This is a genomic window from Enterovibrio sp. QJM3NY_24, from assembly GCF_057786035.1.
Map to the genome: position 1 here is coordinate 726,691 of NZ_CM173520.1, position 12,931 is coordinate 739,621.

Here is a 12,931-nt window from a genome sequence, read left to right on the forward strand (position 1 = left end):
AGGGGGCGCGGAGGTGGCAAGAGCCTTAATGGAAGGAGGATCACACAGGGTATGTAGTGGCAGTACGCTTTATCACCTAACGCCGCTTTTGCATTCTCAGTAGCGTCCATGTTTCTTCTTGAAACTCACGCGTTTTGGTCTCTTCTTGTAGTAAGTCGAACCCTAGGGCGGTGTAGCAAGCGACTGCGATCTTATTGCGCTCAAACACGGCCAAGCTAACTGTCGTAATTTTAGGCTCTTCAAAGGCAACATCCAGTGCCAATGACACCATCGCTTTGCCCCACCCTTGCCCACGGCTATTTTCAGCGGCGATCAGCACCCGACATAGGCGGTATTCAGTGGCAGATACTCGATAAAGCTCAATGTATCCGACTGCTTCACCCTGATGACGAAAGAGAAAAGGGCGCACTTCGGGTTTCGCAAAGTGCGCTGCGACCTGCTCAACCGTGATTGGAAATTCAAACGCCGGACCTCCCCACAGGTAATTGTCTCTGGCGTTTGGTATCCAATCGCAAAGTTGTGGTGCATCTGCTGCTTCAAAGGGCACAAGCAACATTAAGCGGGTTTCTCCTGTTCGTCCGACGCGTCATTCAGCGGTTCATTAGGCTGATCATCCGAAGGAGGCACACCAAATTCATCTAAGTAACCCTTTGGTGGCGGCGTCCACTCACGCTCAGTGAGAGCATGTTTATCCATGCGATCCGTATCCATCGCTTCTCGAATGGTTTCTTCTAACTCAATGAACAGATGTTGGAAATGGTTATCGTAGGTTTGAGACTCTTCACCGCCCAACCAACTTTGATAGAGTTTTTCAGAGCTCTGTTTCTCAATTTGGTTAAACATCGCTTTTTGCTGCTCAACCAAAAAGGGATGTGAGCCAAGCGTACGCAGCGCTTCTGCGCCCATTTCCAGTGCAGAGTGGTAGGTTTCTTTGATCACAAAATCCGCACCCGCATGGCGAAGCTTATACGCATGCCCACGGTCAAAGGCACGAGCGAGCACTTTCACATGGGGATAGGTGTGTTTCACGTACCCAACAAGCTCGGTGGTGGTTTCTTCGTTATCCATGGCGACCACCAACAACGCCGATTCTTCGATACCTGCGGTATGCAATAGATCGGGTCGAGTGGCATCACCAAAGTAACTTTTGATGTTAATTTTACGCAAATTTTCGACTTGCGTGGCTTCGTGATCAAGTACGACAGTCTTCACGCCATTACCCGTCAGTAAACGGTTCACTACCTGCCCAAAACGGCCAACGCCAGCAATAATCACCGTCCCTTGTTCATCAATCTCATCGGCTTCACGGTCATTGGAGACTTTCTCGTAACGCGGCAAAATGACGTTGTCATAAAGAATGAATAAACCGGGTGTGAGAAACATAGAAATTGCTACTACCAGCGACAGTAACTGCGCAGTTTCAGCAGGCAATACATTATTTTGCATTGAGAAACTGAGTAACACAAACCCGAACTCACCCGCTTGGGCGAGGCTCAGTGCAAATAACCAGCGAGCTGAGCCTTTGATCTTGAATATCAAGGTCAGCAAAAGCAGCACGATGGCTTTCAATGCCATGAGGCCGATGGTTAGGCCAATAATGACAAAAAGATCTTCAAACAAGATGCCAAAGTTGATGCCCGCCCCAACGGTAATAAAGAACAAGCCCAGCAGCAGTCCTTTAAACGGTTCAATGTTTGATTCCAGCTCATGACGGAACTCACTGTTGGCCAGCACGACACCCGCCAAAAACGTACCTAGCGCTGGTGAAAGCCCTATCAAACTCATCAGTGCGGCAATACCAATCACGAGCATCAGCGCGGTGGCGGTAAATATCTCACGAAGACCAGAGCTGGCAACAAAGCGTAGTAACGGACGGCTTAAATAGTGGCCGCCTACAACGACACCTGCGATTGAGCCCAAGATCACTAAACCGACAGCCCAACCCGGCAATCCCGCGACTAGGCTCATTTGTTCATGGTGTTCAGACGCGGAAGCGGCGGCATGTTTTGCCTTTTCCACCAACTCAGGAAGTGCCAACAGCGGAATAAACGCCAGCATCGGGATCACGGCGATATCTTGAAACAACAATACTGAAAAGGCATTTCGACCGCCTTCTGTTTTGGTGAGTCGCTTTTCATTAAAGGTTTGCAGCACAATAGCAGTCGAAGACAACGCGAAGATTAAGCCAATGGCAAGCGCAATGGTCCAAGGTTGCTCAAAGAGTAACGCAATCGCCATCACGATGGTCGTTGTAATACCCACTTGGAGCCCGCCTAATCCCATCAAGCGGTTTCGCATTGCCCAGAGCATTTTCGGCTCAAGCTCTAAACCAACAAGGAACAACATCATCACAACGCCAAACTCTGCGAAGTGCTGAATCGTATTAGTCTCCGATCCCACAAGCCCCGTCAAAGGCCCAATAATCACCCCTGCAATCAAATAGCCAAGAACCGAGCCCAAACCCAAACGCTTAGCAATGGGAACAGCGATGACAGCGGCAACTAAATAGATAAATGCCTTTAAGAATAAGTCTGTCATGCTTTCCCTTCCTTGATGACACTATCAATAGAGCGTGCTGTTATTTTCTCACTACCCGCAAGCAAATCCGTATCCAACCTGCCATCAACCAGCGCAGTCAGCAATTTTTTATAAGCTACGGTATGTTGGCCGACTTTTCCTTCTTCTGCAGCTGTACGCGACCCAAAAAGTGCAAACGGCGCCAGATAATTCATGCCCGTCAAATTCGCCATTTGCTCAAGAGGATAAAGTAACTCTCTAATTTTGAAGTGGTTAAACCCATCGGATTTATACGCTTCTTCACGTCCACCCGCGGTAATGGCACACATGAAGTATTTCCCCTTCAATGCGGTGCCGCTCGAGCCGTAAGCAAAACCATACTCCAACACCAAATCTTGCCATTCTTTCAAGATGGCAGGCGTTGAATACCAATAAAGGGGAAATTGAAAAAGCACCACATCATGCTCACGCAAACGCGCTTGCTCGCGGTCAATGTCAATGTGAAAGGTCGGATACTCGGCATAGAGATCAACCACGGTGACCCCATCAGCCGACTGTGCGATTTGATAAAGCGGCGCATTCACTTCCGATCGTCGTTGAGACGGGTGCGCAAATAACACCAGCACTTTCTTTTTATTGTCGGCCATAAACTTCCTTTTTTTGACATTGGTGCCGCTAACGTGAGTGCTTCAAACGCATGACAAGATAGGTTACTAATTGAATGCTGGTTAACATTAGTAACTTAATGTAGCAAAATACTGGCACTTTCTGCAATATTAGTAAATGAGCATATACCCTTTCTCAGAAGGTAGACTAAACACTCGCTTGGTTGAAATCGCATCAATCACACTTGAGTCACTAGGCCATACTATAAAGACATCCCATGCTGAATCTGAGTACGACATTCAAGAAGAAGTCGAAAAAACATTCATGAGCATAGGTAGAACACAGTGTCGTGCTGGAGACCATGCTGCACTTAGTTTCATTCTTAGAGGCTCTATCACGATCAAAAAAGCCCCTTACGGGGCTTTTCAACGCTTGTGACACGCTATTTCGATGAACTGGTAAACAGTAGTTTCAGACCGAATGCCAACATCACCGAACCTAATACTCTGTCTACCCAATGCCCAACACGTTTGAATTTGGCTTGGACCGACGGTTTCGACAGAACAAGCGCCACTGAACTGAACCACGCCAATTGAACAAACATCATCCATATACCCAGCAAGAAAAGCTCAAAGGTGGGCATGTCCGGTGAAACCACCAAGGTAAATACAGAGAGAAAATACAACGGTGCTTTCGGGTTTAACGCATTACAAACAAAGCCCATCGAAATCAGCTTCGCCGTGGAGCGTGCTTTCACTGGCACAGACTGCTCATCATCGCCTACTGCTGCTGCTTTACTTCGAATACCCTTCACACCGAGATAAATCAGATAAGCTGCGGCTAAATACTTCATTACCGACAAGACAATCGCAGAGTCACTGATCACAGTCGCGAGGCCAATAGAAGAATAAATAATATGAACAGAAAGGCCGAGCGCAATACCAAGACTAACGAGCAACCCTGCACGGCGACCATGCACAAGTGATTGTTGTGAAACCATCACAAAATCAGGTCCTGGCGACGCTGCCCCCAATAGATGGACTAAAGTCAGGGTAATAAACGCATGATAGAATTCCATTCACATTTCTCCGTTTTTCCGATAATAACTAACTGTTTGGTATGGTGACGATCCGAATATAAATCAACTGCGTATCAATGTAGAACTCATGATTAGGACACGCACAATGCTATTCACACTTTTCTACGATGGAAGTTGCCCTTTATGTGTGGCCGAGATGAACCAACTCCGCACCTTAAACACGAATGGCTTACTTCATTTTGAAGACATTTTAGCGTCTGATTTTACCGAACGTTATCCAGATATTAGCCCTGATGACGCACGTGAAATTTTGCATGGAAAATTTCACGATGGCCGAGTAATACTAGGGTTAGACGTGACACATCAGGCTTGGAAACGGGTGGGCAGAAAACGTTGGATTGGTTTACTTCGCCTTCCTGTCATTCGTTGGTTTGCAGATAAAGCCTATCTAACTTTTGCCAAGAACCGTTATCGCATCTCATGGTTACTCACAGGGAAGTCACGTTGTGAACCTTGTGCTAGCGGAGTGTGCGAGATAAACGAAAACAGGCCGAAAACATAAGTTCATTGAAAAGCCACACCAGTGTAATTAACTATTAACAACAACACATGCCTACTGTAAATTTTGCGTTTTCATTGATATACGTCACTATTATTCCGTCAATCATTCTATTGACTAATTGTTCATTTAGACGCACCATCCCTGCCAAAATACGTGTCGTAAATTTGAGAAATAATTAACGCAATTTCTAATTTCGCGACTCAATTCAATATTTTGATTTGTATAACAGAATGAAAACCACCGACACGCTTTCGGCTACGGCCTTTTTGCCAACGATTCCCGTTGGTACTGCTCTCACGTTTGAACTGAGATACAAAGATAATATCAAAGCCTTTAGCGGGTCCTCCCGCCTCATTGGCTATCGTGATCGAAAGTATCTGCTTCTTGAAACACCAAGCGACCCTGAACTGAGTAAATTGCTGTCCGACCCTTCTGGCTGGCAAGTCATTGTGCGCGGTATCTCTTCGTCACGTTATGGCGAAATATTTGCGTTCAAATCCCATATTCTTAGCGTGATGCACAGGCCCGAAAAGATGCTCGCGATTGCCATTCCAGATTCTGTCGGCATTCACCGCATGCGCAGATTTGCACGCTACACGGTATCTCGCATTGTGCAGTTCGAAATTAATGGCAGAAACACGCTGGCAAAGCTTGCCGATTTCTCTTTGGGCGGATGCGCCATCAGAGTGTCGAACAGTCAATTTATCGAGTCTGGTGAGTCAGTGCGTTTTAACATCAACGCGCTGTTTGATACGCCCATCATGTTTGAAGGCACAGTAGTGACGGTCACCAGCAGTGGTGAAGGCATTCAACTGGGCATCAAATTCAACGACGAAGGCACCCACCAAGCACGTGATACACTTGCTAGGCTCATCATGTCATCTGAAATAGATGCCAAAAATTCAACAAGCCATGTATCCACGGTTTCTTAGCAAGCCGAGAGGCGTTAAAGTCAGTGATGAGACCGTCCAAGACGAGAGGAAAAAGTCATGCAAGAAACCTTTATCGATGATGGCTTGCTCTATCGTCAACACCACTTTGATTTACCGCTAAATTACGATGACAAAAACAGCACAACACTTCGCGTTTTTGCTCGAGAAGTCGTTGAGCATCACCGTGATGCCGACGCTCTGCCTTGGCTGGTGTATTTTCAAGGTGGCCCAGGCTTCCCTTCCCCACGACCAGACGGTCGGAGCGGTTGGCTAAAGCGTGCATTGCAACAGCACCGTGTTCTCTTGTTAGATCAACGTGGCACGGGGCTCAGTTCCCCACTCACACTTCAGACACTTGCCGACTTACCCTCGAGTGACCAAGCGGAATTTATCTCACATTTTCGCGCAGATAATATTGTTCGCGATGCAGAAGCCATTCGTGAGCAGTTGGCCATCAAAGCATGGTCAATTTTAGGTCAAAGCTTTGGCGGTTTCTGTGCACTCACTTATTTGTCGTTCTATCCAAACAGCCTCAGCCGCGTATACATTACAGGTGGTGTACCTTCGTTAACTCGCCCTGCCGATGACGTTTACCGTGCCACCTATCAACGCGTGCTAGACAAAAACGAGGCTTTCTTTGCACAGTTCCCAAGCGCCCAAACACGCTGCAAAGAGATCGCTACTCACTTAACATCCAGTGACGTTAAATTGCCAAACGGTCAGACATTTACTGTGGAACAATTCCAGCAAATTGGCATCAATCTTGGCCGCAGTGGTGCAAACTTGCCGATGTATTATTTGCTCGAAGACGCATTCGTCAATACCGCTACCGGCAAGGCGCTCAGCTATGCCTTTTTACAAGCTATGTTGGCCGAACAAAGCTATCAGACCAACCCTATTTATGCCTTCCTACATGAACCGATTTACAACCAAGAGCAATCCTCTGATTGGTCTGCCCATCGCGTTCGCAATACAGAGTTTCCGGCATTTAACTATTCACCCGAAACGCCATTTTTGTTCACGGGCGAAATGGTATATCCGTGGATGTTTGACCAACTTCAAAATCTGGTACCACTAAAAGGCGCGGCGGAATTGCTTGCCGCTAAATCGGATTGGCCTGCGTTGTATGACGTGGACGCACTCAACGCGAATATGGTTCCCGTCGCTTGTGCGGTATACGCAGACGACATGTACGTGGAGATGGATTATTCACGCGAAACACTGCGAAACATTCCTAACAGTCGCGCCTGGATCACCAACGAATACGAACATAACGGCCTTCGCGCTGACGGTGAACGTATATTGAGTAGATTGATTGATATGGCAGAAGAAATCGCAAATCTCCCATAAATACGCGTTAGCCGCATGATCCTTTCATGCGGCTTCAAAACTGCAAAAAATCACCTTACTAATAGCCGTTTCTATTCGATAAGTTATGATTGAAAACCTCAATAGCAATGTTAAATATTGGTAACTAAATCACTGTTATTTTTATATTTTCATAGAAATCAAAAGTATAAATGTCCTATTGTTTGACCTAATAATCACACTTCGATTTAAATCGTTATTTCTTCATATCAAGTGCTTTACAATTGCCATTCTCGCTATAAAATTCCGCATCTTCTGACTATTTTTCATCCAGGTACTATTCTATGAATCCGACACGTTTTGGTAACGTGATGGCGGCGATTGCCTTTCTGTTATGGGGCGCGATGCCGCTCTATTATCAGCTTCTCCCTAACGCGGCAATGGATGAGCTGCTCGCCTTGCGTATCGCTGCATCCGTACCATTTTTACTCATCATTTTGCAGAGTCGTCGCGGGCGCTCACTTAATTGGCGAACATTGACCGCAAACAAACGCTCTTTTGCTTTCGCGTCATTAGCATCAGTCATGATGTGTATATCTTGGAGTGCTTTTACATGGGCGATGACAAACGACCGAGTGTTAGATGCAAGCCTAGGCTTTTTCATTAACCCCTTACTGGTTATCGCACTTGGCGTCTTGGCATTTAAAGAGACGCTAAGCTTTGGTCAAAAAGCCGCGGTTGTCTTTGGTGCGTTAGGGTTGAGCTATCAGGTGTGGCAATACGGTGAAGTGCCTGTTGCAGCCGTATTGATGGCGGTATTTTTCGCACTATACGGTTGGTGCAAACGCTATGTGAAATATGATGCTATTTCGTGCCTATTCGTCGAAGCCATCGTTTTATTTCCTTTTGCAGCGGGATATATGGCTTACAAAATGGCCACAGGAACCAGTGTCGCAGTATCTAGCGAGATGTCGACGCTACTGCTTTATCTTGGCGCAGCGCCAATCACACTCGCACCGCTGTTCTTCTTCTCAGAAGCCGTGAAGCACGCAAAAATGTCGATGATTGGACTCATGCAATACATCGAACCTAGCCTGCAGTTTCTCCTCGCGGTGTTAATCTTTCATGAAACATTCGACAGCATTAAAGCCGTGAGCTTTGGTTTAATTTGGCTGGGGTTGGTTGTTTCAATCACAGAGGGTCTGATAAAGGTGAAAGCAAAAACGAACCTGCCACAGACCTAATGCCCATAGGGTTAAGCAAGCGGTCATAACTTTGCGCAGGAACAATCGTCAAGAGCAAGGAAGGAATCCCAGTGACTCTCTATTCCCATTATAAAATTTCTGACACAGCTATTGCCGACTTTAACCAGCAAGAATGACTGAATACTTACCTAATTGGTGTAAATGAAAACAAAAAAGAAAGGCATCCGAGGATGCCTTTTTCATATCAAACTTGGCCGCATTCGGCGGTCATAGCGCTCGCTTGATTATTTTTCGTCTTCCACTTCAATCAACTTAGTGGAGCCGCCGTGATACTTCTCACGCAGTCGCTGGATAATGGCAAAGAAGCCAGGGATAAAGAACGTACCCGCCAACAACACACAGAGCAAACCACCTGCCAGTGATATACCCAGTGAGTTCTGGCTGATGTTACCCGCCCCACTCGCAAAGACTAACGGCATGATGCCGAGAATGAATGACCAAGACGTCATGTTCACCGCGCGGAAACGCAGCTTGCCGCCCATCACCGCAGAGTCACTAATTGGGTGTTCATTCTGTTCACGCTCATTTTTAGCAAATTCAACGATCAAAATGGCATTTTTAGCGGCCATCGCAATCAACAGAACCAGACCAATTTGCGCGTACAAGTTAAGCGGCGTGCCAGTGGCAGCGAGAGCGAGGAAGGAACCCAAGGTTGCAACCGGAACCACCAGAATGATCGCCAGTGGAATCGTCCAACTTTCATACTGTGCCACCATAAACAGGTAGATGAAGATCAGCGCAAGACCAAAGGCATAGATCGCCAAACTGCCTGCCTGTTTCTCCTGATAGGCCATGCCCGTCCACTCATATTGGTAACCTTGTGGCAGTTGTTCTGCCGCAACACGTTCCATTGCTTCAATCGCATCACCTGACGAGTAGCCTGGCGCAGGTGACCCTTGGATGACAGCAGAGCGATACATGTTGTAACGCCATGCGACATCCGGTTCGAACACCTGCTCGATATCAATCAAAGTACCCAGTGGGATCATTTCACCCGAGTTAGAGCGAACATGGAAACGACTCAATGAATCCAGATCGTTACGGAAATCCGCATCAGCCTGAATCGTCACACGGTAGCTCTTGCCGTACAAACTGAAATCATTCACATACATCGACGCCAAGTTGCCTTGAAGCGTAGTGAAAATTTCGGACAGAGGAATACCCAGCTGCTTCGCTTTCTCACGGTCAATATCAACGTAGAAATGCGGAACATTCGCGCGGAACGTACTAAACGTACTCGCAATTTCCGGTTGCTGGTTAGCCGCTTCCATCAACTGTTGTGACACCATGGCCAAATCACCACGACTTCGGCCAAGCGTATCTTCCAATACAAACTCGAAGCCAGACGCCGGCCCCATCCCCGGAACAGCAGGTGGACCCATAGTGAACACAATCGCTTCCGGTAGCTGCATGGCAGCAGCCCCATTGATTCGGTTAATGATGTCAAACGAGGAATGGTCACCATCAAGTGCTTGACGCGTTTCCCAATCCTTCAATTTCACAAACATTGACGCACCGTTTGATGCAGAAGCACCCGTCAAGAATGCGTAGCCGTTAGCAACGGTAGCCCCTTCAACACCCGGTTCGCTGGTCACAATGTCATTCAGCTTTCTGGTCACTTCCTCTGTACGTGACAAAGACGCCGCATCCGGTAGCTGAACGTTGATCAGCAGAACACCTTTATCTTCTTGCGGTACAAAACCTGTTGATGTGGTTGTGGCAAAGTAACCTGCCGCACTGACTGCAACGATAAATAGCACACCCAACACCGCAGTTTTACGGACTAAGAAGCCTGCAATCGCGCCGTATTTGTTAGTAACGCTTTCTAAGCCACGGTTAAATGCCGTAAACCAACGCGCGTGATTGTCTTTACCTTGCTTGAGCACAAGGGAGCACATTGCAGGTGACAAGGTCAGTGCGTTAATTGACGAGATCAGAACGGAAATACATATCGTCAATGCGAATTGGCGGTACATGATCCCGGTAATACCCGGCAACATTGCCACGGGTAAGAACACGGCCAGCAACACCATCGTCGACGTAATAATGGGACCCGTCACTTCCTTCATCGCAAGCAATGTCGCTTGACGAGGCGTCAAAGACGGATCTTTTGCCATGTTGGTATCAACGTTTTCGATAACCAAAATGGCATCATCCACCACAATACCGATGGCCAAAATCAAACCAAACAGCGTCACTGTGTTGATGGTAAAGCCCGCCGCCAACATGATGGCAAACGTACCCACAAGTGACACAGGAATCGCGACAACGGGGATCAAAGTAGAACGGAAACTACCAAGGAATAGGTAGGTCACCGCAATAACCAGCAATATCGCTTCTATCAGCGTGACAACAACGCCTTTGATAGACTCAGAGACAAACAGCGTCGTGTCATAACTGGTCTCATAGCTCATCCCTTCAGGGAAGCTCTGAGAAAGCTCTTCTAAACGCTCCATGACCATCCCCCCACTTTCCAGCGCGTTAGCGTCAGATTGCAGATTCAAGATCACGATAGAGGCAGGCTGTTCGCGGAAATTACCGTTACCCGTGTATGACTTACGACCCAATGACACATCAGCGATATCTTTCAAGTACACCATGGTGCCGTCCGCATTTGCGCGAACAACCACGTCTTTAAACTCATCCACCGAGCTCAGACGACCTTGTGTCACCAGTTTGAACGTCATTTCTTGTGCGTTGTTGAATGGCGGCGCGCCAATATCACCCGCGGCAACCTGAACGTTTTGCTCAGCAAGCACAGAACGCACATCTGACGTGGTGATGCCTAGATTGGCCATTTTTTCTGGGTTAAGCCAAACACGCATCGAGTATTCGCCACCACCAAGCACATTGACATCACTGATGCCTTTGACACGTGCAATTTGGTCTTTCACGTTCAGGTTGATGTAGTTAACCAAAAACTGTTCATCGTATTTGCCGTCCGGCGCATAGAAGTTCAGTACCATTAACAAGTCCGGCGAACGCTTCTTCACCGTGACACCAATCTGACGCACTTCTTGCGGCAGCTTTGATTCTATTTGTGCAACACGGTTTTGTACGTTGACCTGTGCCATATCAGGGTCAGTGCCGATATCAAAGGTCACGTTTAAACTGTAGGAGCCATCATTAGCACTTTTGGAAGACATGTAGATCATGTTTTCCACGCCATTGACCGATGTTTCTATCGGGTCTGCGATGGCTTGCTCAACCACCTCAGCACTGGCACCTGCGTAAAACGCGGTCACACTAACAGAAGGTGGACTGATTCGAGGGTATTCTGCGACTGGCAGGTTCAACAATGCGATGAGACCTGAGAGCGTCAGAATGATGGAGATAACCAGCGCAAATTTTGGGCGGTTAATAAAAAAGCGACTTAACATATCAGCTTATGCCCCTTGGCCTTGAAGGCGAACTGTCATGCCATTTCGAACACGCTGCAAACCTTTGGTCAACACTTGCTCGTCTTCTACTAGGCCGCTTAATACAATGACACCTTGTTCCGTTTGAGGGCCAAGCTTCACGTTACGACGCTCAGCGACATTGCCTTCTTTCAGTACCATCACGAAATCACCTTCTAGATCGGTCTGAACCGACAAACGCGGCACAACGATGTGTGGCGTGGTGGCTTTTTCTTTGACGATAACTTCAACATATTGCCCCGGAAGCAGGCGATAACTCGGGTTAGGGAATTTTGCGCGCAGCGCAATGGTGCCCGTGTTAACGTCAATGCGGTTACCGACGTAGTCCAACTTACCAGCATGCTCATAGTCGTAGCCATTACCCATACTTAGGAACACTTCAACACGTTTTGCGCCGCCCTCGCCGTTACCTGACATTCTGTCAGCACCCGCAGCCAGACGTTGCTTCTCACTCATAGAAAATGATGCCTGCATCGGGTCAAGGCTAACGATGGTGGTGAGAACGCCAGTGGAGGGTGAAACCAAATCACCAATACTGGCCAAGCTTTCACTGATACGCCCAGTGAATGGCGCGACGATTTCGGTATGAGACATGTCAGTTTCAGCGGCTTGCAGTTGCGCTTGCGCTGCCTTCAAGGCGGCTTCAGCTTGCAGCTTTACTGCGGTCAAACGGTCAAACTCAGATTGGCTAATACCTCCACGAGGTAACAAATCTTTCCCACGTTCAAAATCCAACGCGGTATTCGTCACGCCAGCCTCTGCTTGCGCCACAGATGCCTCAGCACTGGCGACCTTCGCACGATAAATAGCTGGGTCAATTTGGAAAAGACGTTGGCCTTCTACGACCATTTCACCTTCGGTAAAATATCGCTCGGTTAAGTAACCAGAAACTTGAGGAACAATGCTGACATCCTCCATCGCTTCGGTTCGTCCCACAAACGTTTGTTGTGGCTGATAATCAATCACTTCAGCAGACTGGATATCAACGATAGGTGAAAAGCCACCCTTCTGTTGAGCTTCTTGCCCACCACAACCTACAAGCACTGATGCGCTAATCAGCGCAGGAAGCAATAACTTCCGTTTAATCATTTTTCTCTCCTCACCTAACCTGTTTGCATTGAGACAAACGCAAAAAAGAATAGCGATAATTTATAGTGATATTATTGGGCTCATCGCCAAAATCAGACGTGATATTTGTTGCAATAAAATGACATGTGTAGCAACAAAACAGCAAGCCGACCCTAGTATGCCAAGCTATCCTTTCTGAAAGCTGTACGACACAC

10 protein-coding genes are annotated in these 12,931 nt (G+C 47.4%); 4 read left to right on the forward strand and 6 right to left on the reverse strand.

The window, feature by feature from the left end; all coding sequences use genetic code 11:
* Positions 1-76: 76 nt before the first annotated feature.
* From AC3CIC_RS19620 to AC3CIC_RS19635, 4 genes are all read right to left on the reverse strand, one after another.
* Positions 77-556 (reverse strand): GNAT family N-acetyltransferase, encoded by a 480-nt coding sequence (locus tag AC3CIC_RS19620; RefSeq protein WP_488516804.1) that lies wholly within the window; start codon positions 554-556, stop codon positions 77-79.
* Positions 556-2,538, reverse strand: coding sequence for a monovalent cation:proton antiporter-2 (CPA2) family protein (locus AC3CIC_RS19625; protein WP_488516805.1), 1,983 nt, complete (start codon positions 2,536-2,538; stop codon positions 556-558). The genes AC3CIC_RS19620 and AC3CIC_RS19625 overlap by 1 nt, the downstream gene beginning before the upstream one ends.
* Entirely contained in the window at positions 2,535-3,164 is a 630-nt protein-coding gene (locus AC3CIC_RS19630; protein ID WP_016959649.1) for an NAD(P)H-dependent oxidoreductase, read from the reverse strand. Before AC3CIC_RS19630 ends, AC3CIC_RS19625 begins: the two co-directional genes overlap by 4 nt.
* 401 nt (positions 3,165-3,565) lie before the next feature.
* Positions 3,566-4,201 (reverse strand): LysE family translocator, encoded by a 636-nt coding sequence (locus AC3CIC_RS19635; RefSeq protein ID WP_394209087.1) that lies wholly within the window; start codon positions 4,199-4,201, stop codon positions 3,566-3,568.
* A 106-nt stretch (positions 4,202-4,307) separates the two neighbouring features.
* Here AC3CIC_RS19635 and AC3CIC_RS19640 point away from each other — a divergent pair, with 106 nt between their 5' ends.
* From AC3CIC_RS19640 to rarD, 4 genes are all read left to right on the forward strand, one after another.
* A complete protein-coding gene (locus AC3CIC_RS19640; RefSeq protein WP_488516806.1) occupies positions 4,308-4,724 on the forward strand; it encodes a thiol-disulfide oxidoreductase DCC family protein in 417 nt (138 codons plus the stop codon).
* Between the two features lie 230 nt (positions 4,725-4,954).
* The gene (locus AC3CIC_RS19645) at positions 4,955-5,656 is read left to right on the forward strand and encodes a flagellar brake protein (RefSeq protein ID WP_488516807.1); all 702 of its coding nucleotides are present in this window, start codon (positions 4,955-4,957) and stop codon (positions 5,654-5,656) included.
* 57 nt (positions 5,657-5,713) lie between these two features.
* A complete protein-coding gene (locus tag AC3CIC_RS19650; RefSeq protein ID WP_488516808.1) occupies positions 5,714-7,006 on the forward strand; it encodes an alpha/beta fold hydrolase in 1,293 nt (430 codons plus the stop codon).
* Positions 7,007-7,308: 302 nt separating this feature from the next.
* On the forward strand, positions 7,309-8,208 hold the full coding sequence (gene rarD, locus AC3CIC_RS19655; protein ID WP_488516809.1) for an EamA family transporter RarD: 900 nt from the start codon (positions 7,309-7,311) through the stop codon (positions 8,206-8,208).
* Between the two features lie 245 nt (positions 8,209-8,453).
* Here rarD and AC3CIC_RS19660 read toward each other — a convergent pair whose 3' ends face one another.
* Together AC3CIC_RS19660 and AC3CIC_RS19665 are read right to left on the reverse strand one after the other, a co-directional pair.
* Positions 8,454-11,609, reverse strand: coding sequence for an efflux RND transporter permease subunit (locus tag AC3CIC_RS19660; RefSeq protein WP_488516810.1), 3,156 nt, complete (start codon positions 11,607-11,609; stop codon positions 8,454-8,456).
* Between the two features lie 6 nt (positions 11,610-11,615).
* The gene (locus AC3CIC_RS19665) at positions 11,616-12,737 is read right to left on the reverse strand and encodes an efflux RND transporter periplasmic adaptor subunit (protein WP_488516811.1); all 1,122 of its coding nucleotides are present in this window, start codon (positions 12,735-12,737) and stop codon (positions 11,616-11,618) included.
* Positions 12,738-12,931: the final 194 nt, after the last annotated feature.

What these genes read in the sequence shown, in the direction of transcription:
- AC3CIC_RS19620 (WP_488516804.1), bottom strand. Translation starts at nt 556, where the DNA reads ATGTTGCTTGTGCCCTTTGAAGCAGCAGATGCACCACAACTTTGCGAT.
- AC3CIC_RS19625 (WP_488516805.1), bottom strand. Translation starts at nt 2,538, where the DNA reads ATGACAGACTTATTCTTAAAGGCATTTATCTATTTAGTTGCCGCTGTC.
- AC3CIC_RS19630 (WP_016959649.1), bottom strand. Translation starts at nt 3,164, where the DNA reads ATGGCCGACAATAAAAAGAAAGTGCTGGTGTTATTTGCGCACCCGTCT.
- AC3CIC_RS19635 (WP_394209087.1), bottom strand. Translation starts at nt 4,201, where the DNA reads ATGGAATTCTATCATGCGTTTATTACCCTGACTTTAGTCCATCTATTG.
- AC3CIC_RS19640 (WP_488516806.1), top strand. Translation starts at nt 4,308, where the DNA reads ATGCTATTCACACTTTTCTACGATGGAAGTTGCCCTTTATGTGTGGCC.
- AC3CIC_RS19645 (WP_488516807.1), top strand. Translation starts at nt 4,955, where the DNA reads ATGAAAACCACCGACACGCTTTCGGCTACGGCCTTTTTGCCAACGATT.
- AC3CIC_RS19650 (WP_488516808.1), top strand. Translation starts at nt 5,714, where the DNA reads ATGCAAGAAACCTTTATCGATGATGGCTTGCTCTATCGTCAACACCAC.
- rarD (WP_488516809.1), top strand. Translation starts at nt 7,309, where the DNA reads ATGAATCCGACACGTTTTGGTAACGTGATGGCGGCGATTGCCTTTCTG.
- AC3CIC_RS19660 (WP_488516810.1), bottom strand. Translation starts at nt 11,609, where the DNA reads ATGTTAAGTCGCTTTTTTATTAACCGCCCAAAATTTGCGCTGGTTATC.
- AC3CIC_RS19665 (WP_488516811.1), bottom strand. Translation starts at nt 12,737, where the DNA reads ATGATTAAACGGAAGTTATTGCTTCCTGCGCTGATTAGCGCATCAGTG.